This window comes from Sneathiella sp. P13V-1 (assembly GCF_015143595.1).
In the GTDB taxonomy this organism is placed as follows: domain Bacteria; phylum Pseudomonadota; class Alphaproteobacteria; order Sneathiellales; family Sneathiellaceae; genus Sneathiella.
Genome location: NZ_WYEU01000002.1, coordinates 343,090 through 364,505, shown reverse-complemented (window position 1 = coordinate 364,505; position 21,416 = coordinate 343,090). Strand labels below are relative to the sequence as shown.

The following is a 21,416-nucleotide window of genomic DNA, read 5'->3' as shown; positions in this document are numbered from 1 at the left end:
GTGCTTGAATTTCATTTATTCAGCAGCAGCGACTTCTTTCTTACCGCCCATAATTTTTGCAAAAGCAATGACCACAACCAGAATAAAGAATGGCAGAACAGAGTAGTTCACGACATCCCAGCCGTATGTCTGCTGCAAAATACCTGCGGATAAAGATGCGGTGGCAACAGTACCGAATACAAGGAAATCGTTAAAGCCTTGCACCTTCGCCGTTTCCGACGGGCGATATGTTGTCGTCAAAAGCGTCGTCCCGCCAACGAACATGAAGTTCCAGGACACGCCAAGCAGAACAAGCGCCACCCAGAAATTGGAAAAAGCAACTCCTGACAAGGCAACAAACACACAAGCAACACCAAGCAATGCGCCGATCATAATGATCTTGTAATCCCCATAGCGCGCAATGAGAGACCCGGTAAAGAAGCTTGGACCAAACATGGCAACCACGTGCCAGCTGATCACGTTGAAGCTATCTTCGTCTAACAATCCACAACCAATGATCGCGAGAGGTGTTGCAATCATTACAAAACTCATGCCAGCGTAACCAATCATCGCACTTAAGATCGCGAGAATAGCTGTTGGTTGCTTCAGGATTTCCATCAACGGGCGCGGTTCATCGTCAAAATGGCTTTCTTCCATTTTGGGAATTTTAACCTGACTCACGAAGAAAAGGGCCAAGACACCGAGGGCAATAATCGCAAGATACGGCCCTAGATAAAGATATGGCAGAAACAGCTCTTTCGTATTGCTGGCAATCTGCGGCCCGATGAAACCTGCGACGAGCCCACCCGCCATTACATAAGAAACTGCTTTACTTCTATATTCTGGGCCCGCTACATCAACCGCGGCAAAACGGTAATAGTTACCGAATGCGGTACAGGTACCAACAATCATCGCACCGATCGTAAAGCCGACAAAACTACCATAGTAGATCGAATATGCTGCAATGGCCGCCCCCATAATGCCAAGCAATATTCCGAATATAAACCCAGGTTTACGCCCAGCTTTTTTCATAAAATAGGAAGCCGGAATTGTGGCCAAGGCAGTGCCGGTCACTACAGCGGTTGCCGGTAACGTCGCCAGAGTCTTATCTTCACCGAGTAATAACAAGGCAGCGAATGACGCGGAACTAATGAGAATGGAAGTCGTACTGTTCAACATGGCCTGTGCGCCGGCCATAAACAAAATACTCAACTTGGTACGTCTATCTTTCAACTCACCGCTCCTCCAAGTATGTAGAAGCGGGTTAATGCGCTGCTACAATTAGGTACCTTTGAACACCTTTACCACATGGATCGCAGAAGGTGCGTTTTTTCCAAGGACTTTTTTCGACTGTTTTAACAACCGACTTTTAATTTGCTCAAAGTCCAAGCCACGACTTTTGTCCTTATGCATAACAGACCGGCCGCTTAAATCCTGAATAAAAGCATCGCGAATACGTGGCATAAGTTTGCGAGACTTTTCTTTCTTATCTTTTTCATCAAATTCCAGACTGGTCACCAAGAACATGTGATACTTGATACTTCCGCTTTTCCGACGGATAGGAACACTTAAAGGATCCATTTCCTGATAGAAAGGTCCCTCTTCTGGAACTTCTTCACCACCCCCGCCACCGGCCGCATAAGATACACTCCCATAAAAGGAGGTCAGTGACAGTAACCCCAGACACAAAACAGTTACTGCAAGCGCCCGTTTAGCAAATTTTTCGAACATTCCATTCCGCCCTGAATTAAGAAACTGATTTACTTCTTAAACCAGGAAGGCTTTCAGAATGGTTTACAAAGACCCAAAATTAGGTATCAAGCGGCCCCTGAGACCAGAGTTTTTTCAGGAATGACCTCATAATCAAATACGCAATCTGCCTTAGCTGCATATCCATGGTCTTTCTTGGACCAAAGGCTACATCTTGCAATTTCCCAACGATCAGGATCCAAAAGAACCATGTTGGCGAACAGGCCTTCTTCCTTGATCATTTGATTGTGTAGATCCTTTTCGCGACTACGGACATCGATCAACTTGTTCTGATCACAAACTTTGTCCATTTCCGCAATCATGCAACTTCCTTCAAGAGCTGAAGGGCCATAATCAAATTCCAGAATTTGCCAGCTTCTGACACGCGGACGGCCAAAATCCTGAACAACATCAGAGAATAGCTGATTCATCAGAAATTCACGTGCGGACGCACTATTTTCCCATATATACATGGGAGCGTAGATATGCTCTTCGTGATCATAAAGATAGAACTTGTGCTTTAACCCAGGATGGCCCTTAAACATTGGGCCACGTGTTGCCACTCGTTCATAGACCTTATCTAGGTCAAACTCCTCTGGCAATCTTACAGAGTATTGCATCGCGAGCATACAGCTCTCCCAATCAGCCATAAATGTTGGCGCAGTTTTCCAAAAGGCAGACAATATGACAACTGTCAGAAATGCATAGCACTCATGCGCTACAGGCAGAGATCATAAAATTTGTCTAAAATTCAAAGATGTTGCCAACCGCGATTGGCAAATTCCATAGGCTGACCGGCGGAATCTCGCACGATAATATCTTCGCCCTCACCCAGAAGACCAATTTGGCAGATCGGCACACCGCACTCATTGGACAATCTTTGTATTTCATCAGCCTTTTCGGGGGGGAGTGTAAATAGCAACTCATAGTCATCCCCACCGGCCAGGATATCCTGCCAATAGGATTCGTCAGTCTCAACAAGCGCTTTTGCGGCATCAGAGAGAGGGATTGCGGATCTTTGTATCTCCGCACCCACTTTTGATTGCTTGCATATATGGCCAAGATCCGCCAATAACCCATCCGATATATCGATACACGCACTGGCCTTGCCAAGTAGTCGCGGTCCCAAGATGTTCCGCGGTGTTGGTAGTCGATATCGCCCATCCAACCATGCGCGCTGTCTATCAGACAGTTTTGGCAATTCCTCCAAGGCAGCTTTCAAGCCCAAGGCTCCGTCACCAATGGTGCCTGAAACACAAATGAGATCGCCCGCGCGGGCACCATTTCGTCTAAGCGCCTTCCCTTTTGGCACATATCCCATAAGCGTCAAACTGAAGGTCAAGGGTCCAGAGCTTTTGACGGTATCACCGCCCAGCAATGAAACACCATATTTCTTCTGATCCAGGGCAAGCCCTTCCGCAAAAAACTGTACCCATTCAAAGGTAGTGTTATCATTCCAGGAAGTCGCAAGCAGATACCCAAAGGGACGCCCGCCCATTGCGGCTATATCAGAAAGGTTTGTGCGTAACAGTTTTCTGGAAATATTTGCAGGGTTATCATCAGATAGAAAATGGACGCCTTCAACCATAGCGTCTTTTGTAACGACGACTTCTTTGCCGCTGGGCACCGAGAACACAGCCGCATCGTCTGTTAAGTCAAAGGCCCCTGCGGCAGATGAAGCAAGCGGGCGAAAACATTTTTCAATGATTTCAAACTCTTGCCCGCCGTGCTTTACATTTGACATAATCAGTCGCTGAACTCGCCTTCGCGAATTTCCCGTGCCAACCGATCAAGAACACCATTTACAAAAGTGGGCTCTTTACCTGTGAAGAATGTCCGCGCAAGACCGACATATTCCGTGATGATCACAACGGCTTTTGTGTCGATACGCGCAAGGAGTTCATAGACAGCCACACGAAGGCAGGCCTGCATGATGAGGTCCAGCTTCTCCATGGAACGTTCTTTATCCAGAACTGCGTTGATCTTCTCGTCAATCTCAACTAGGCGTTCATCGGTGCCAATTACCAAATCCTTGAACAAGTTCTTGTCCGCATCTTTGAACTGAAGACCATCAATTTCGGCACCAATACGGTGAGCCATAAACTGATCGACCACTTCCCCGGCACTACTGTCATCCATGCTTTTCTGATAGTAGGCTTGAACGGCGTTAAGGCGGGCCAGTGTTCTGCGACTGTGCTTATCTCCGCGTTTTTCGGATTTATAGCTCATCGTGGGAATAGTCCAAATTTCTGCTTAAGGTTCAACATGTGAAGCGCTGCTTCAGCAGCACCGCCACCTTTGTTTTTCTCATCCTTCTTGGCACGGGCCCACGCTTGCGCATCATTTTCACAAGTGATAATGCCATTACCGATTGCCAGACTGTAATCAGTACTAAGGTCCATCAAAGCACGGGCACTTTCTTCAGACACGGTGTCATAGTGGGACGTTTCACCGCGGATCACGCAGCCAAGTGCCACATAGGCATCAAAACGGCGAAGCCCACCAGTAAACTCCATTGCCTTCATGGCAAAACGGATTGCCGCCGGGATTTCAAGACAGCCTGGCACCTGAACCACTTCATAGTCCACGCCAGCCTTGTTCAGAACTTCAACAGCGCCTTCAAGCAACGCGTCCGAAATATCGCGGTAAAAATCCGCTTCAATGATCAGTACTTTGGTGTCTTCCATAAAAGGTTATCCTTTCGGCTTGATAGCGCGCGTCTCGCTAACGGACAGGCCATATCCATCAAGGCCGACAATATTACGTTCAGTGTTTGACAGAAGGACCATTTTTTTGACCCCAAGATCAAGCAAAATCTGCGCACCAATACCATAATCACGCAATTCCTGAGGTGTTTTCTGCGGCTCGCCCAGTTTTTTGCGAACGCGATCAGAAAGCGCCATCGGACGTGGCTCCCGGATCAACACAACAATACCGCGCCCTTCTTCATCAATCTGGCTCATGGCATCTTGCAGCATGGTTGGATTTTCATCCGTCTCACCCAGCACATCACCCAGCGGGTTCATGGCATGCATACGTACCATAATGGGCTCATCTGTATTGATGTCCCCTTTTACCAAAGCAACATGCTCGGCATATTCAGGCTTGTTGCAATACACGATCATTTTCCAGTCGCCACCGTAAAGGCTGGAAATATCTGTTTCGATTTCCCGCTCAATCAGGCTGTCATGGCGACGGCGATATTCGATCAGGTCAGCAATCGTGCCCACTTTCAGATCATGCTCTTTGGCAAATTCAATGAGATCAGGCAGACGCGCCATTGTGCCGTCATCATTCATAATCTCACAGATAACACCTGAGGGGCGTAGGCCAGCAAGGCGCGCCAAATCAACGGCAGCTTCCGTATGGCCTGCACGGCGCAGAACACCGCCTTCACGGGCGACAAGTGGGAAAACGTGGCCCGGGCTTACAATATCCATTGCGCCTTTGTCGGGGTCGATAGCAACCGCAATAGTTTGTGCGCGGTCAGCTGCAGAAATACCTGTTGTAACGCCTTCACGAGCTTCAATAGAAATCGTGAAATTTGTATGCAGACGGGACGCATTGGACTGCGCCATTAACGGCAGGTCCAGCTCTTCAATGCGCTCTTCTGTCATGGAAAGACAAATCAGACCACGACCATATTTTGCCATGAAGTTAATCACTTCCGGTGTCGCCATTTGCGCAGGAATAACAAGATCGCCTTCATTTTCACGATCTTCCGCATCCACAAGTACGATCATCTTGCCATTGCGGGCATCTTCAATGATTTCTTCGGTTGTCGCGAGGTGTTCTTTATAGCTCATTTTAATTATTTACCTCATTCATACGTGACACATAGCGGGCCAGGACATCAATTTCCATATTGATGAATTGTCCAACCTGAAGGCCTTGGAAAGTTGTATTGCCTTTGGTATGGGAAATCAGATTCACAGTAAAAAAATCATCCCCAACAGAGTTCACGGTGAGTGAAATACCGTCCAGTGTAACCGATCCTTTTTGGGCGACAAAACCTGCGTAATCGGTAGGAAGTGAGAATGTCACTTTCGTGGAATCGCCAATAGTTTCCATTTCTTTGACAGAAATAACCGCATCCACATGACCGGTTACCACGTGACCGCCAAGCTCATCCCCCATTTTAAGGGCGCGTTCCAGATTTACGGCACTTCCCTCTTTCCAGTTACCAAGGTTCGTACAAGAAAGTGTCTCGGCTGATGCTTCAACAGCAAACCAGTCATCTCCCTTGTCCGTTACCGTCAAGCAAACACCTGAACAAGCGATAGAAGCGCCAATGTCGATGCCAGAGGTCTCAAAGGCTGTTTTGATTTTTATTTTTGTGTCGCCACTCTGTTCAAGGGAGAGGATGCTCCCCACATCTGTGATAATTCCAGTAAACATCGCTTACTCTGTTCGAAAGTTATAAATTTCCAAGCGATCATCACCCAACTGGCGATGATCTGCCAATTTCATTGATACGGCATCCGCAATTAAATCCAGCCCCAATGACTGCAATACAGAAATACCATCACCGCCGACCAATTTGGACGCGCGGAACCAATAAAGTTCATCAACGAGGTCTTCTTTTACCAATGATGCCTGCAGATGGGAACCTCCTTCCACAAGCAATCGTGTTATCCCTGCTTCAGAAAGGACATTTAACGCCTCCGACATATCGGGATATCCGCTTTCACCTGCGCAAAGTTCAATCACCTTGACGCCCAGATCTTCAAGTGCATCAATACGTTCCGGCGCATTTCCTTTTAAAGTCAGCACCCAAACGGGGATCTCATTCGCGGTTTTGACAAGCTCACTGGTCAGTGGCAGCCGAAGGCGGGTATCAGCAACAATGCGGATAGGCGACCTGTTCTCAAGCCCCGGGATTCGGCAATCAAGCCGCGGGTCATCCGCCAGAACAGTACCAATTCCGACCATGATCGCATCATTTTTTGCCCGCAACATATGCCCAAACCGGCGTGCATCTGGGCCCGTGATCCATTGGCTATTTCCTGTATGGGTCGCAATTTTTCCGTCCAGTGTTGTTGCGGTTTTCAGCATCACCTTTGGTCGGGATATGGTTCGGTTAAGGACAAAACCCAGGTTGTTTTCAAGTGCTTGCTTCTGAAGCACACCAACGGTCACCTCAACTCCCGCATCACGCAGCATTTCAACGCCATCACCATCGACTCGCTCATCTGGATCTCCCATGGCAACTACCACACGCGCCACGCCTGCGTTGATCAGGGCCTCTGCACATGGGGGGGTTTTACCGTGATGGGAACAGGGCTCCAGCGTAACATATGCCGTCGCCCCTTTAGCATGGTCGCCAGCCTCTGAAAGCGCAACAACTTCCGCATGGGGACGACCACCAACCTGTGTGTGTCCCCGACCTACGACAAGGTTATCTTTAACAATAAGACAGCCAACAGCCGGGTTTGGCGCTACCTGTCCTAGGCCGCGACGCGCCAGCTGCAGCGCCATTTTCATGAATTTCTGATCAGTGAGATCCCGATCCTGAGGTGACATCACCATGAAGTTCGCCGATAAACTCTTCAAAATCCTTGGCTTCCCGGAATTCCCGGTAAACCGATGCGAAACGAACATAGGCGACACTGTCGATATTGGCTAGCCCTTCCATCACAAGTTCACCAATTGTGTCGGAATTAACCTCTTGCTCTCCCCGGCTTTCAAGCTGGCGAACAATGCCACTGATCATCTGGTTGATCTGCTCCAGATCGACAGGACGTTTACGGGTCGCTATGGTGATAGAGCGTTCCAGTTTTTCACGCTCAAAAGGACTGCGGGAACCATCTTTTTTAACAACGGTGAGTTCCCGAAGTTGTACCCGTTCAAAAGTGGTAAAACGTGCGCCACAGGCCGCACATGATCGCCGACGACGAATAGCCGTATTTTCTTCCGTCGGACGACTATCTTTTACTTGTGTCTCTTCACTATTACAGAACGGGCAACGCATTCAGCAACTCCCCCAAGTTTTATTGGGGGGAAATATTCCCCCCAAATCGTTATTAGAGCGAGGCGTAAAGCGGGAACGCTTCGCATAGTTCCTTGACGCTTTCGCGTACTTTCGCCTCAACAGCACTATTATCCTCGGGATTTGCAACCAGTCCGTCAAGAACTTCGGCAATCAGGTCACCAACTTTGGTAAATTCTTCTGTACCGAAGCCACGTGTTGTGGCGGCAGGTGTACCAAGGCGAACCCCAGAAGTGACCATTGGTTTTTCCGGGTCAAACGGTATGCCGTTCTTGTTACAGGTGATATTGGCATTCTCCAAAGAATGCTCTGCCACTTTACCTGTCAGGCTTTTCGGACGAAGGTCCACCAGCATCAGATGCGTGTCCGTGCCGCCGGAAACAATATCTAGACCATGACCGACAAGAGTGCTCGCCAGTGTTTTAGCGTTATCTACGACCTGTTGAGCATAGGCTTTAAATTCAGGTTGAAGTGCTTCACCAAAGGCAACTGCTTTACCTGCAATCACATGCATCAATGGGCCACCCTGAATGCCTGGGAAAATTGCGGAGTTTACCTTCTTCGCAATCGCTTCATCATTTGTCAGGATCATACCACCGCGTGGACCACGCAGTGTTTTATGAGTTGTTGTTGTTGCGATATGGGCATGTGGGAATGGGCTTGGGTGTACACCTGCGGCAACAAGACCCGCAAAGTGAGCCATATCAACCATCAGGTAGGCGCCGACTTCATCCGCAATTTCACGGAATTTCGCAAAGTCCAGATGACGTGGATAAGCGGAACCACCCGCCACGATCAAGGCCGGTTTGTGTTCTACGGCCAGAGCACGAACTTCATCAAAGTCAACAAGGTGATCATCTTGACGAACGCCATACTGAACAGCATTAAACCATTTACCGGACTGGTTCGGGGCTGCACCATGTGTCAGGTGGCCACCAGCTGCCAGGGACATACCGAGGATTGTATCGCCTGGCTTGATCAGGGACATGAACGCGCCTTGGTTAGCCTGAGATCCGGAGTTTGGCTGCACATTCACAAAGTCACAACCAAACAGTTTCTTCGCACGTTCAATTGCCAGATTTTCGACAATATCAACATATTCGCAACCACCATAATAACGGCGGCCCGGATAACCTTCGGCATATTTGTTAGTGAGAACGGAGCCTTGAGCTGCCATAACAGCTGGGCTTACAATATTTTCAGATGCAATCAGTTCGATCTGGTCACGCTGACGGACCAATTCCTGTTCCATCGCGGAGAAGACATCAGGATCGTTTTTCTGAAGATCGGCTGCAAAGAATGCAACTTGTTCGGGGCTCTGTTTCGTCATATTTCAACTCCATATCCCACAGAAGATACCGGCCTGGCAATAATCAGTCCGGCCACCAAAGCGACGACTGGATAGCACATGATAATGTGACTTCCTAGCCTTATCTCACCCCATATGCTGTTTTATGACAGTTTTTTGATGATTTGTGAATCTACTGAAAAAATCTGTGTTTTACGGAGGTGCTCAGACGATAATTCCGCCCTTTGAAGATTGCTTGTCAGTCGACTGCCGCACTTCACCACCTTTTTCTTTTTTAAGAACATAGTGCAACTTATTGAGAACATTCCGTTGCAGCTCTTCCTGCCCCGCTGTCCGCGGCCCAATAATGGAGACTTCCGTCAAGGTCTCCGGGTCCATTGCAGAAACCTTGACTGAGTTCCCCATGGGAACAAATTCAATAATGTAACCTTCTTCTGTTGCCATTCTGGCTCTCGCTATTTTTCACAATGCGGGACGAGTATATATTAAAAGTATTCTCGTCTGTTAAAGGAATTAAAAATTCATATTGAGTTTAATACAGAAAACATATAAATAACCCCACACCAATATAAAAAATAGTAAATTGGAGCACCCCGCATGAGCACTTCAAAAACCCTGCCGAGCTTTAACCCAGACGATCCTTTCCTCCTGGAAAGCCAACTAACCGAAGAAGAACGCATGGTTCGTCAGACAGCGCATGATTACTGTCAGGAAAAATTAATGCCACGGGTTCTGGAAGCAAACCGTCATGAGAAAATGGATACATCCATCTTCCGTGAAATGGGCGAGCTAGGACTACTGGGTGCAACGATTGAGGGATATGGCTGCGCAGGCATGTCTTACGTTTCATACGGTCTTATTGCCCGTGAAGTTGAACGTGTAGACAGCGGTTACCGCTCCATGATGAGTGTTCAATCCAGCCTCGTGATGCATCCGATTAATGCTTACGGCAGCGAAGCGCAAAAAGAAAAATATCTTCCAAAACTGGCAACCGGTGAATGGATTGGCTGTTTTGGTCTTACTGAGCCAGATCACGGATCAGATCCAGGAAGCATGGTAACACGCGCCAAATCCGTAGACGGCGGTTACAGTCTCTCAGGCGCAAAAATGTGGATCACCAATGCCCCTGTCGCAGACGTTTTTGTTGTTTGGGCGAAAACTGATGATGATGTTATCCGTGGTTTCGTTCTTGAAAAAGGCATGGAAGGCCTCAGCGCTCCTAAGATTGAAGGCAAATTCTCCCTTCGCGCCTCCATCACTGGCGAGATCGTAATGGACAATGTCTTTGTTCCTGAAGAAAACATGTTGCCAAACGTAAAAGGTTTGGGTGGCCCATTTGGCTGTCTGAACAGTGCTCGTTTCGGCATTGCCTGGGGTGCCCTTGGCGCGGCAGAATTCTGCTGGCAGGCAGCGCTTCAATACACAATGGACCGTAAACAATTCGGTCGTCCCCTCGCCGCGAACCAGTTGATCCAGAAAAAACTGGCTGACATGCAAACTGAAATCTCAATCGGTCTTCAGGCATGCTTGCAGGCAGGCCGTCTTCGTGACGAAGAACGCGCTGCACCGGAATTGATCTCTTTGATCAAACGTAATTCCTGCGGCAAAGCCCTCGATATTGCACGTGTTGCTCGTGATATGCATGGCGGTAACGGTATTAGTGACGAATTCCATGTGATCCGTCACGTGATGAACCTTGAAGCGGTAAATACTTACGAAGGGACTCATGATGTACACGCGCTGATCCTGGGTCGTGCACAGACAGGAATTCAGGCGTTTACAGGCGCATAAAAGTCTAAACAGCTCCAAACTCTAATGGTCCGGTGGAAACACCGGGCCATTTTTTATTGTGCCTTGCAACAAAAGCATCCAGAATGCACTTATACATAAAATAAATAACAAGCTGAAAAAAGCGGGAGGCACATCATGAAAGTTGCAGGCAAAAACATCGTCATCACAGGCGGCGCCAGCGGCATCGGAAAAGAACTCGCCCTGAGATTTCACAAAGAAGGCGCAGCCCATATAACAGTTGCAGATCTACAAGAAGACGCCCTGAAAGAAGTCGCGGAAAGCGTTGGCGGCCTTGCCGTTCAAACCGACGTATCAAGCGAAGCCGCCATTCAAAATCTAGTCGCTAAGGCAGAGGAAGCTGGAGGTCCAATTGATATCTTTGTTTCCAACGCAGGCATTATCCGAAAAGGCTGGGAAGATCTTCCAAATGATTTCTGGCAGCTAAGCTGGGATGTCCATGTGATGTCTCACGTATACGCAGCCCGCGCTGTCGTGGACAAAATGGTAGAACGCGGATCAGGTTACCTTGTCAACACGGCGTCTGCCGCTGGCCTTTTGAGCCAAGTTGATGCCAGCCCATATGCCGTCACCAAACACGCGGCTGTTGGTTATGCGGAAACACTTGCCATCAAATATGGCGATAAGGGTGTTCGCGTTTCCGTCCTTTGCCCACAGCAGGTTCACACGGCAATGACTGCGGGACGTACAGATGGTGTGGCCTCTGTTGATGGTACCATCACAGTAGAAGAGCTGGCGGATTGCGTTATCGAAACCATGGATAAGGAAGAATTTCTTATACTGCCTCACCCGCAGGTGAAAGAGTACATGCAGCGGAAAACATCCGACTATGATCGCTGGATCGGAGGCATGCAACGCCTCAGGAAAAAATACCTGGGCGCCTGATTGAGAGCAACAGTCACCAAGATGAATTTTCTAATTCGGAATAATTTTTAAGGGGCGCTTATCGCCCCTTAAAATCCGGATCCCGCTTTTCAATGAAAGCCGCGACGCCTTCTGCGTAGTCTTCTGAGAATGTTGTGAGCGTGAACTGATCCACATCCATATAGCTTGTCGCATTGTTAAGTGCATTAGCAGCCGCACTTGCGCCTTTCTTGATCATACGAACCGGAATTGGCGGACGCGCCGCGATTTTCTCAGCATATTCCATAGCAAGTTCAAAAGAACTGTCGCCATCGGCCAGTTCTTCAACCAGCCCCCATTTCTCAGCTTTATCTGCAGGGATCATGTCCGCAATGATTGAGATTTGCTTGGTTCTCGCTGGTCCCATCAAATTGACCATGCGCGGGATGGATTGCCAGCTCATATTCATTCCGTTTTTAATCTCAGGCACATAAAACTGTGCATTTGAAGCGGCAATACGCATATCCAGCGCCACACAAAGCGCAACACCGCCACCTATGCAATATCCATCCACTGCGGCAATGGTCATGGGTTCAATATTCTCCCATGCCTGACACATACGAGGGCCAACACTTTGCAGGACTTTTCGCTCCAGCATACCAGCGTTCATGCGCTCTTTCTGCGCGACACCCTTAAGATCAAAACCCGCAGAGAAGTTTTTTCCATTCCCTGTCAGGATCACAACATTTGTTTCGATGTCGGTTTCAAAAGAACGGGCTACATCCGTCAACTCTTCCATTATTTCAACGGATAAGGGGTTCATGTCATGCTGGCGATCAAATCGAACAACCGCAATTCTGTTTTTCTTTTCAACAGACACATACTTGTAGGTCATGGATTTCCTCTTTATGTTTTTCTTTCCACGATAACAGTCCTTCTCCAATTTGAAAAAGGAAACTCTATGCCAGCTTATATGGTTGCAACAATCGACGTGAAAGATCCTGTACAATATGAGGAATATAAAGCCCTCGCCCCAATCGCGATTAAGAAATTTGGCGCACAGTATCTGACCCGCGGCGGAGAGATGGAAACACTGGAAGGTCCTGAACAGAAACTAAGAGTGGTTTTGGTACAATTCCCGGATATGGATACAGCACGCGCTTTTTATAACAGCCCTGAATACAAAAAAGCCCGCGATGCCCGTGAAGGAGCAGCCGAGGGCCAGTTTGTTATTCTTGATGGCTTTACGCCTGAATAATTAAATATCCAGATCACCATCTTCCAGAGGGGCGAAATAGGCATCTACGTCACTCTGGGAGACTTCATCAAGTGTTGCAGGATTCCATGTTGGGTTCTGGTCCTTATCAATAAGAAGCGCACGAACACCTTCATAGAAATCCACACCCTGAATGATCCGGTTCACCATCCGCCATTCCTGCTTCATGCAGTCATCAAAGGATTTTGTTGCCCCCAGACGTAGTTGCTGACAGCTTACTTTCATGCTGGTTGGGGATTTAGAGCGCAGGCCTTTCGCAGTTTTCTCGGCCCATTCGCTATCGTCACCGTCAAGACTTTCCAAAATCTCATCAACGCTATCAAAGGCGAAATGCTTGTCGATTGAAGCCTGAATCTCTTTCGTAGAAATACCGTCCATGGGTGCGGCATATACATCCAGCATCTGGTCGATATCGCCATGGGGATCTGCAGAAAATGTCATGGAAGACAAAGCGTTTTCAATGCCATCAAGGTCCTGAGATTGAATGTAGTGAGACGCCACTCCGGCATAGACCACATCGGCCCCTTTAAGGCGCGCACCAGTTAATCCCAGATACATGCCAAGTTCACCCGGGCAACGCGGTAGGAAGTAAGTTCCTCCAACATCCGGGAACAAACCAATACCAGTCTCCGGCATAGCGAACATGGTTTTCTCTGTCGCGACCCGGTGGGATCCGTGAACAGACACACCTACACCGCCGCCCATAACGATGCCATCAATAAAGGCAACATATGGTTTTGGAAAATGCTTTACGGTTGCGTTGCCAACATATTCATCATGGTAGAATTTATACGGGTAATCACCGCCAGCCTTACCTTCATTGTAAAGTTTGACCACATCGCCGCCAGCGCAGAAAGCTTTCTCGCCCGTGCCTTTAATAAGAACGGCTTTGATGCTGTCGTCCTCAGCCCATTCATTTAGCTTGGCCGTCAATGCCAAAGCCATTTCATGGGTTAAAGCGTTGAGTGCCTTTGGGCGGTTTAGGGTGATCACACCCAGTTGGTTTTTCTGCTCAAACAGGATTTCTTGTTCGTCGCTCATTTATTTACCTTGCCCATCAGCCAGTTTACGAGAAATAACGACCCGCATAATTTCATTGGTGCCTTCCAGGATCTGGTGAACACGGGCATCCCGCATATAACGTTCAATCGGGAAGTCTTTCAGATACCCATATCCACCATGAAGCTGCATGGCACTGTTACAGATCTTAAATCCGGCATCTGTCGCAAAGCGTTTTGCCATGGCACAGTGAAGCGTTGCATCTGGATCTTTCGCATCCAGTTTGGATGCTGCCTGACGGATCATCAGGCGGGATGCTTCCAATTCGGTTGCCATATCGGCGATTTCGAACTGAACACCCTGAAAAGAGCCAACCGGCTTGCCAAACTGTTTTCTGTCCGCGGTATATTCCTGTGTTGCTTCAAGGCAGGCACGCGCGGCACCAATTGAGCACGCGCCGATATTCAGGCGGCCACCATCAAGACCCATCATGGCGATCTTGAAGCCTTCACCTTCTTCGCCCACCAGATTTTCAACCGGGACACGGCAATCATCAAACAATACTTGAGACGTTGGCTGAGAATTCCAGCCCATTTTGCGCTCCTGCGCGCCAAAGCTGATACCCGGTGCGTCTTTTGGAATGACAATACAGCTCACTCCACCTGCACCTTCATCACCGGTACGCACCATTGTGACATAAACGTCTGAACGGCCACCACCTGAAATAAACGCCTTACCACCATTGATCACATATTCATCACCCTCGCGAACAGCGCGTGTCCGAAGCGAAGCTGCGTCAGAACCTGCACCAGGTTCTGTCAGGCAATAACTTGCGAAATGTTCCATTGTGGTAAGTTTTGGCAGGAATTTGGCACGCACAGTGTCAGACCCGAACCGGTCAATCATCCAGCTCGCCATGTTATGGATGGAAATATAAGCCGCTGTTGACGTGCAGCCTGCTGCCAATTCTTCGAAAATGATGGCGGCGTCAAGGCGTGTCAGGGCTGATCCACCATATTCTTCACCCACATATATGCCTGCAAATCCAAGCTCAGCCGCTTGACGAAGTTCTGCTTCGGGAAAGATTTTTTCCTCATCCCATTTTTCAGCATTTGGGGCGAATACTTCCTGTCCAAAAGAACGTGCCATATCGCGAAACGCGACCTGGTCTTCAGTCAGATTAAAATCCATATGATCAATTCCTGTTAGTCCCTTTTCCCTGTGATAGTGCGTCTGAAGTCTAATGTCAAATCACACCAAACGACCGTTAGGCTTAAAGGTTTGCACCACCCCCAAATCATGACTATTATCTGGGCGTTTCAAATCAGATTGAAAGCCAACAAAAATGAGAACATTGAACCGCCAATTCCCGACAACCCGTATGCGCCGTATTCGTAAAGAAGACTGGTCCCGACGCCTTGTTGCAGAAAATGTGGTAACTCCCAATGATCTTATTTGGCCGCTATTTGTTCATGAAGGAAAAGACCATGCGGTTGATATTCCTTCCATGCCGGGTGTCCAGCGCCTAAGTCCGGACCTCGCTGCAAAAGCCGCGAAAGAAGCTTACAGCCTCGGCATTCCTGTGATCGCCCTCTTCCCGGCGGTAGAGCAAAATCTTAAAACTGAAGACGGTAGAGAATCCGCAAACCCGGATAACATTATCTGCAAATCCATTAAGGCCATCAAAGATGCTGTGCCAGATATGGGTATTCTCTGTGATGTGGCATTGGATCCGTTTACAACGCACGGTCAGGATGGCCTGCTTGAAAACGGATATGTGATCAACGATCCAACCATTGATGCGCTGATCACCCAAACCCTGAATCAGGTCGAAGCGGGCTGCGATATCATTGCACCTTCAGATATGATGGACGGGCGGATCGGTGCGATCCGTCAGGCGCTCGAAGACAATGGGCATACAAACGTGCCGATTATGGCCTATTCTGCAAAATATGCGTCCGGTTACTACGGACCATTCCGCGATGCAGTTGGATCCTCTGGCAACCTTGGAACAGGTGACAAACGCACCTATCAGATGAACCCGTCCAATACAGATGAAGCCCTCCATGAAGTGGCTCTCGATCTGGAAGAAGGCGCAGATATGGTGATGGTGAAGCCTGGCATGCCTTATCTGGATATTTGCCAGCGCGTGAAAGCCGAATTTGGCGTTCCGACCTTTGCCTATCAGGTATCTGGTGAATATGCGATGATCGCAGGCGCCGCCAACAACGGATGGCTTGACCGTGAAAAAGTTGTGATGGAAGCCCTGATGTGCTTCAAGCGCGCGGGCTGTGATGGGGTTCTCAGCTACTTCTCTGTTGAGGCGGCTAAATATATGAACGGGTGAGCCGAAGCTCACCCCAACTCTTTATCCATCGATCGCTGATTTCAGATCATCAATCAGATCTGACGCGCTTTCAATGCCGATTGATAGCCGCAGAAGGTTTTGTGGACATGGGGTTCCCTCACCTTCAATGCTGGCCCGATGTTCAACAAGACTTTCAACACCGCCAAGCGATGTCGCACGTTTAAAGAGTTCCAGCCGTCCGGTAACCGCAAGTGCCTCTTCTGCACCGCCTTTGATGCAGACACTGAGCATGCCACCAAAGCCACCGCTCATCTGACTGGCAGACACTTCATATCCCGCATCTGAAGGTAAGCCCGGATACAGAACGCTCTCTACATTATTCAAAGATTGCAGGCTTTCAGCAATCTGCATCGCATTGGCTGAAGCACGTTCCACACGAATGGCAAGGGTACGCATACCGCGGGTCAAAAGCCATGCTTCCATCGGCCCCATGACCGCACCGCCAGCATTGCGAACCTTGGCAATACGTTCCCAAAAGGCATCGTTAGTTTTGGTAATCAGCGCCCCGGCCAACACATCTGAATGACCATTTAGATATTTGGTCGCGGAATGCATAACGATATCCGCCCCCAATGAAATGGGTTGGGTAAGAATTGGCGTCGCAACCGTGTTGTCCACGGCAAGGCGGGCACCCACAGAATTTGCGATGTCGGCCCACGCTGCAATATCATCCACAGCCCATGTTGGATTTGCTGGTGTTTCTATCCAAAGAAGTTTAGTTTTGCCCGGTTGAACGGCGGCTTTCACGTCATCCAGATTACCATTTTCAACAAAGGTCATCTGAAGGCCCATATCAGCCCCGAAGGTGAGCAACCAGTTGCGAAGCGCCCAATACATCACCTTTGGTGCCACAATATGATCGCCGGGCATAAGCGCCTGAAAAACGGCAACCGCTGCAGACATACCGGACGAGAAAAGAAGCGCCCCTTCCCCCTTTTCCATCAGGGAAAGCATACTTTCCGCCTGATCGTAATTTGGGTTCTGATCACGAGTATAAACGCGACCATTAGGGTAACTTCCATCAGGTTCCCGCTCATAGGTCGTGCTTGGATGAATACCCGGAATAACGCCCTTGAACTGATCGTCCATACGCCCCAAACCCTGCGCCAAAGCGGTTTCCACATGTACTTTTCGCGGATCTTTCATCCTTTTTCCTTTCACAGCTGATCGGGCTGACACGTTGGTACCAACATCACTTATTTTCATAATCAGAAGTTGTCATGTCCAGATCAGAACAATTTATTTTGAAGCTGAATGAGCTTAGAACAAGTCATTCATGTAAAGCGGTTACCATGAATAATATGCTAAATTTAACCGCATTACATCATTCGATATTCATGTGCCGCAACGCGTCGCTCTCTCATACAGGATCGCTAAGCTCTACGTTTTCAGACCGCATTTTGCAAAATGGATATCACTTTATGGAGGCTGCGGAGAATATCGCCCTCTGCCCAGCTGATCCTCAAAAAGTTATTGATCACTGGATGAACAGCCCCTTACATCGCCAAAATCTGCTAAATCCCAATTTCAGCCATATGGGTATCGCTATTGCCCCCAAAATCGAAGAGGCAGACGAAAAACAGTCCAAAGAGAACGTCTATTGGACTGCTATTTTCGCTTGTCCGCTCACATACGAAGATATCTGAAGACTTAGCTTAATTTACGAAGTCTGCGAATAAGGCTGGAGGTATCGTTGCGCCCACCGCCCATATTCTGAACATCCTTATAATACTGATCGACCAAAGCTGTATTTGGCAGTGAAGCACCGATTTGGTTTGCCGTTTCAAGACAGATGCCCAGATCTTTGCGCATCCAGTCCACAGCAAAACCAAAATCAAACTCATCTGCGATCATTGTTTTATAGCGATTTTCCATCTGCCAGCTTTGCGCTGCACCTTTTGAAATCACTTCAATGACTTTTTCAACATCAAGTCCAGCTTTCTGACCGAAATGAATTCCTTCAGACAATCCTTGAAGAACACCAGCGATACAAATCTGGTTGACCATTTTAGCCAATTGACCTGCGCCTACATCCCCCATCAGCTTAAACGCCTGCGAGTAAGCATCCACAGGTTCAACCGCGCGATTAAAATCCGCTTCGCTGCCGCCGCACATAACGGTTAGAACGCCATTTTCAGCCCCGGCCTGACCACCGGATACAGGTGCATCCAGAAAACCAATCCCTTTTTCAGCAGCAACTGCCGCAAGCTCACGGGCAACTTCACTGGATGCTGTTGTGTGATCAACAAACAGGCTGCCTTCTTTCATTCCGGCCAATGCGCCATCAGCACCCAGAACGACACTACGAAGATCGTCATCGTTACCGACGCATGCCATTACAAAATCAGCGCCTTCAGAGGCTTCACGGGGTGTCGCTGCAAAAGATCCGCCATATTCCGCGGCCCACTTCTCAGCTTTGGCAGTCGTGCGGTTATATACGGTAACGTCGTAACCCGCTTTTTGCATATATCCAGCCATAGGATATCCCATGACGCCCAAACCGATGAAAGCTGCTTTTTTGCTCATGCTTCATACTCCCTGAAATGTGTTTGATATGGTTTTAATGGCTTAGCACTCGGCTGCAAAGGAATATCTGTGGCGATTTCACTTCATGAAAACTGATGATTGAATTTTTTGAAAGTTATGGTCAGAATATTAGAAAATAATTTATAGGGGGAGGCATTTATGCGTTGGATTGGTCGGATCTTTTTTGGATTGATAGTGCTGGCAGTCGTCGTTGCCGCTGGAGGATATTTCTATCTTCGGACATCTTTGCCAACCATAGATGGGCAGACACAACTTGCGGGCCTTGCCCGGGAAGTTGTCGTTGTTCGCGATAAATCTGGTGTCCCGCATATTGAAGCCAAATCCCTAAAAGATGCGGTCTTTTCGCTCGGCTATGTTCACGCACAGGATCGCCTGTGGCAAATGGAAACCAACCGACGGATTGGCGCCGGACGTTTGTCAGAAATCCTCGGCAAATCTGCGATCTCCAAAGATAAGTTCCTGCGTACTCTTGGTGTTTACAAAGCGGCTGAACGCACTTACGCAGCCCTTGACGAAGATACACGCGACTTGATGCAGACCTATGCTGATGGCGTCAACGCGTTTCTAGAAAACAGAAGTGGCGCATTACCACCTGAATTTCTTGTTCTCGGATTCGAACCAGAACCATGGAAAGTGACCGACTCCATCGTTTGGACAAAAATGATGGCATGGGATCTTGGTAAAAACTGGGGACAGGAAATTGAACGTATGCGCCTGATGAAGCGCCTGTCTCCGCAAAAAGTTGCTGAAATCATGCCTTCCTACCCAGGGGAGCCGAACACTCCACTTCCCCGTTTCGATGACGTTTACAAAAGCGCCATGAAAGCTGCTGACAACTTGTTTGCGATGGCACCTGAACCACTTCCTGAAGGCGCTGGATCCAATAACTGGGTGGTTTCAGGCAATCTTACCAATACCGGTAAACCGCTGCTCGCTAACGACCCTCATCTAGGCTTGGCGGCGCCTGCCCTATGGTATTTCGCCCATATCAAAACACCTGAGATCAGCGCCATTGGGGCGACCCTGCCGGGTGTACCCGCAGTCATTCTGGGCCGCAACGAGAAAATTGCCTGGGGCTTCACAAATACGGGGCCTGATACACAGGATCTGTTTATTGAAAAAATAAACCCCGATAACCCTGCTCAATATAAAACGCCAACAGGATGGCAGAATTTTGAAGTTCGCGAAGAGGTCATCCAAGTAAAAGACGCTGATCCCGTTAGCATTAAGGTAAGAATAACGCGCCACGGACCGATCTTAAGCGATGCACTAGCCTCATCTGAAAAATATTTGTCAAACGGCTATGCTTTGGCCTTTGCCTGGACAACCTTGCAAGATGGCGATCTAACCGCTTCCTCTGCCGCCAAAATGATGCGCGCCACAAATTGGGAAGAGTTTAAAACAGCAATTCGAGATTTTACCAGCCCGCAACAAAACATGGTCTATGCGGATGTAGACGGTAATATCGGATATTATGCCCCAGGCCGTGTTCCTGTAAGGCATCAGGACAACGAGGTCAAAGGCCGCCTTCCGGTTCCCGGGTGGGAAGCAAAGTATGACTGGCAAGGTTTCATTCCTTTTGAAGAACTACCTCAGGTATTTAACCCGGAGCGGGGGTATCACTATACTGCCAACGAAAAAATCGTACCCAGTCACTATAAACACTTCATCACAAGTGATTGGACGCTTCCTTATCGCGCCAAACGAATTGCTGACCGACTTGAACAGGAAGATACACACAGTGTCCAGTCCTTCATTGACTTGCAATCAGATGTACAGTCCTTGATGGCGAAAGAATTCCTTGAAATTCTGCTCACCACCAAACCAAAAGATGACAAAAGCAGACAGGCTTTGACACTGCTGTCCATCTGGGACGGAAGCATGACCAAAAATGGCCCGACTCCTCTTATCTTTAATGGCTGGATGCGCGAGTTATATCGTGAAGTATATGCAGATGAGCTTGGAGAAATTTTTGAGCAATATTGGAAGCCGCGCCCTAACTTTATCGCGCGGGTCCTGAAAGCTGAAAATGGTCATCAGACCTGGTGCGATAATATCTCAACAGTGGTCGTCGAAAATTGCGCGAGTGTTTTACAAAACTCTCTTTCAAACGCTCTTATGGACCTTACGGCTCGTTATGGTGCCGACATGCTGGAATGGAACTGGGGAGAGGCCCATTTCGCCCATAGTGATCATCTACCATTTACGCATATCAAACCCCTTGCATGGCTGTTCGACATTAAAGTGCCCTCAATGGGAGATACATATACAGTTAATGTTGGCCGCAACCGCTTAAAGGATGAAACACAACCTTTTGCGAACACACATGCGGCATCACTACGTGCGATTTATGATTTTTCAGATCTGAACAATTCCCTGTTCATTCACTCCACAGGTCAGTCAGGAAACATTTTATCTCCTTTATATGGAGACATGTCGGAAGACTGGGCGAATATGAAGTATCGGAAAATGACAACAAATCGGGAGGAATATATGGAGGGTGCCTTGGGTACCCTGATCCTGAAACCGAAGATGTAAATACTAAAAG

Annotated in this window: 23 protein-coding genes; 6 read left to right on the top strand and 17 right to left on the bottom strand. The window is 48.4% G+C overall.

Annotated features, from left to right (window positions below; genetic code table 11):
* Positions 1-15: 15 nt before the first annotated feature.
* The 12 genes from GUA87_RS08725 to GUA87_RS08670 all read right to left on the bottom strand — a co-directional run bounded on the left by GUA87_RS08725 (position 16) and on the right by GUA87_RS08670 (position 9,470).
* On the bottom strand, positions 16-1,212 hold the full coding sequence (locus GUA87_RS08725) for an MFS transporter (protein ID WP_193716174.1): 1,197 nt from the start codon (positions 1,210-1,212) through the stop codon (positions 16-18).
* A gap of 48 nt (positions 1,213-1,260) precedes the next feature.
* On the bottom strand, positions 1,261-1,710 hold the full coding sequence (locus tag GUA87_RS08720) for a flagellar basal body-associated FliL family protein (protein WP_193716173.1): 450 nt from the start codon (positions 1,708-1,710) through the stop codon (positions 1,261-1,263).
* An 86-nt stretch (positions 1,711-1,796) separates the two neighbouring features.
* Positions 1,797-2,357 (bottom strand): DUF4865 family protein, encoded by a 561-nt coding sequence (locus tag GUA87_RS08715; protein ID WP_193716172.1) that lies wholly within the window; start codon positions 2,355-2,357, stop codon positions 1,797-1,799.
* Between the two features lie 122 nt (positions 2,358-2,479).
* Positions 2,480-3,472 (bottom strand): thiamine-phosphate kinase, encoded by a 993-nt coding sequence (gene thiL, locus GUA87_RS08710; protein WP_193716171.1) that lies wholly within the window; start codon positions 3,470-3,472, stop codon positions 2,480-2,482.
* 2 nt (positions 3,473-3,474) lie between these two features.
* Complete coding sequence (gene nusB / locus GUA87_RS08705; protein ID WP_193716170.1) at positions 3,475-3,957, bottom strand: transcription antitermination factor NusB; 483 nt, start codon at positions 3,955-3,957, stop codon at positions 3,475-3,477.
* Positions 3,954-4,415: a 6,7-dimethyl-8-ribityllumazine synthase gene (locus GUA87_RS08700; protein WP_193716169.1), complete on the bottom strand. Its 462-nt coding sequence runs from the start codon at positions 4,413-4,415 to the stop codon at positions 3,954-3,956. Before GUA87_RS08700 ends, nusB begins: the two co-directional genes overlap by 4 nt.
* A 6-nt stretch (positions 4,416-4,421) precedes the next feature.
* Entirely contained in the window at positions 4,422-5,534 is a 1,113-nt protein-coding gene (gene ribB, locus GUA87_RS08695; RefSeq protein ID WP_193716168.1) for a 3,4-dihydroxy-2-butanone-4-phosphate synthase, read from the bottom strand.
* 1 nt (position 5,535) lies between these two features.
* A complete protein-coding gene (locus tag GUA87_RS08690; protein WP_193716167.1) occupies positions 5,536-6,126 on the bottom strand; it encodes a riboflavin synthase in 591 nt (196 codons plus the stop codon).
* Between the two features lie 3 nt (positions 6,127-6,129).
* On the bottom strand, positions 6,130-7,257 hold the full coding sequence (gene ribD, locus GUA87_RS08685) for a bifunctional diaminohydroxyphosphoribosylaminopyrimidine deaminase/5-amino-6-(5-phosphoribosylamino)uracil reductase RibD (protein ID WP_227711812.1): 1,128 nt from the start codon (positions 7,255-7,257) through the stop codon (positions 6,130-6,132).
* On the bottom strand, positions 7,223-7,699 hold the full coding sequence (nrdR, locus tag GUA87_RS08680) for a transcriptional regulator NrdR (protein WP_193716166.1): 477 nt from the start codon (positions 7,697-7,699) through the stop codon (positions 7,223-7,225). Before nrdR ends, ribD begins: the two co-directional genes overlap by 35 nt.
* A gap of 52 nt (positions 7,700-7,751) precedes the next feature.
* Positions 7,752-9,047 (bottom strand): serine hydroxymethyltransferase, encoded by a 1,296-nt coding sequence (glyA, locus tag GUA87_RS08675; RefSeq protein ID WP_193716165.1) that lies wholly within the window; start codon positions 9,045-9,047, stop codon positions 7,752-7,754.
* Positions 9,048-9,230: 183 nt separating this feature from the next.
* Positions 9,231-9,470 (bottom strand): DUF6898 family protein, encoded by a 240-nt coding sequence (locus GUA87_RS08670; protein WP_193716164.1) that lies wholly within the window; start codon positions 9,468-9,470, stop codon positions 9,231-9,233.
* Between the two features lie 153 nt (positions 9,471-9,623).
* Here GUA87_RS08670 and GUA87_RS08665 point away from each other — a divergent pair, with 153 nt between their 5' ends.
* Together GUA87_RS08665 and GUA87_RS08660 are read left to right on the top strand one after the other, a co-directional pair.
* The gene (locus tag GUA87_RS08665) at positions 9,624-10,817 is read left to right on the top strand and encodes an acyl-CoA dehydrogenase (protein WP_193716163.1); all 1,194 of its coding nucleotides are present in this window, start codon (positions 9,624-9,626) and stop codon (positions 10,815-10,817) included.
* Between the two features lie 135 nt (positions 10,818-10,952).
* Positions 10,953-11,720 (top strand): SDR family oxidoreductase, encoded by a 768-nt coding sequence (locus tag GUA87_RS08660; RefSeq protein ID WP_193716162.1) that lies wholly within the window; start codon positions 10,953-10,955, stop codon positions 11,718-11,720.
* A 58-nt stretch (positions 11,721-11,778) separates the two neighbouring features.
* On the opposite strand, the gene GUA87_RS08655 is transcribed toward GUA87_RS08660, so the two are convergent.
* Entirely contained in the window at positions 11,779-12,573 is a 795-nt protein-coding gene (locus tag GUA87_RS08655) for an enoyl-CoA hydratase/isomerase family protein (protein ID WP_193716161.1), read from the bottom strand.
* A 66-nt stretch (positions 12,574-12,639) separates the two neighbouring features.
* Between GUA87_RS08655 and GUA87_RS08650 the strand changes: the two genes are divergently transcribed.
* Positions 12,640-12,936 carry a DUF1330 domain-containing protein gene (locus GUA87_RS08650; RefSeq protein WP_193716160.1) on the top strand — a complete coding sequence of 99 codons (297 nt, stop codon included), beginning with the start codon at positions 12,640-12,642 and terminating at the stop codon, positions 12,934-12,936.
* Here GUA87_RS08650 and GUA87_RS08645 read toward each other — a convergent pair whose 3' ends face one another.
* Both GUA87_RS08645 and GUA87_RS08640 read right to left on the bottom strand, forming a co-directional pair.
* Complete coding sequence (locus GUA87_RS08645; RefSeq protein ID WP_193716159.1) at positions 12,937-13,995, bottom strand: enoyl-CoA hydratase/isomerase family protein; 1,059 nt, start codon at positions 13,993-13,995, stop codon at positions 12,937-12,939.
* Entirely contained in the window at positions 13,996-15,144 is a 1,149-nt protein-coding gene (locus GUA87_RS08640) for an acyl-CoA dehydrogenase family protein (RefSeq protein ID WP_193716158.1), read from the bottom strand. It lies immediately after the preceding gene.
* A gap of 154 nt (positions 15,145-15,298) precedes the next feature.
* Between GUA87_RS08640 and hemB the strand changes: the two genes are divergently transcribed.
* The gene (hemB, locus tag GUA87_RS08635; protein WP_227711811.1) at positions 15,299-16,300 is read left to right on the top strand and encodes a porphobilinogen synthase; all 1,002 of its coding nucleotides are present in this window, start codon (positions 15,299-15,301) and stop codon (positions 16,298-16,300) included.
* A 21-nt stretch (positions 16,301-16,321) separates the two neighbouring features.
* On the opposite strand, the gene GUA87_RS08630 is transcribed toward hemB, so the two are convergent.
* Positions 16,322-17,467, bottom strand: coding sequence for a trans-sulfuration enzyme family protein (locus GUA87_RS08630; RefSeq protein WP_193716157.1), 1,146 nt, complete (start codon positions 17,465-17,467; stop codon positions 16,322-16,324).
* 74 nt (positions 17,468-17,541) lie between these two features.
* On the opposite strand from GUA87_RS08630, the gene GUA87_RS08625 reads away from it, so the two are divergent.
* On the top strand, positions 17,542-17,967 hold the full coding sequence (locus tag GUA87_RS08625) for a CAP domain-containing protein (protein WP_193716156.1): 426 nt from the start codon (positions 17,542-17,544) through the stop codon (positions 17,965-17,967).
* 4 nt (positions 17,968-17,971) lie between these two features.
* Here GUA87_RS08625 and GUA87_RS08620 read toward each other — a convergent pair whose 3' ends face one another.
* Complete coding sequence (locus GUA87_RS08620) at positions 17,972-18,847, bottom strand: NAD(P)-dependent oxidoreductase (RefSeq protein ID WP_193716155.1); 876 nt, start codon at positions 18,845-18,847, stop codon at positions 17,972-17,974.
* A gap of 159 nt (positions 18,848-19,006) precedes the next feature.
* Here GUA87_RS08620 and GUA87_RS08615 point away from each other — a divergent pair, with 159 nt between their 5' ends.
* Positions 19,007-21,406: a penicillin acylase family protein gene (locus GUA87_RS08615; RefSeq protein WP_193716154.1), complete on the top strand. Its 2,400-nt coding sequence runs from the start codon at positions 19,007-19,009 to the stop codon at positions 21,404-21,406.
* The last annotated feature ends 10 nt before the right edge of the window (positions 21,407-21,416 follow it).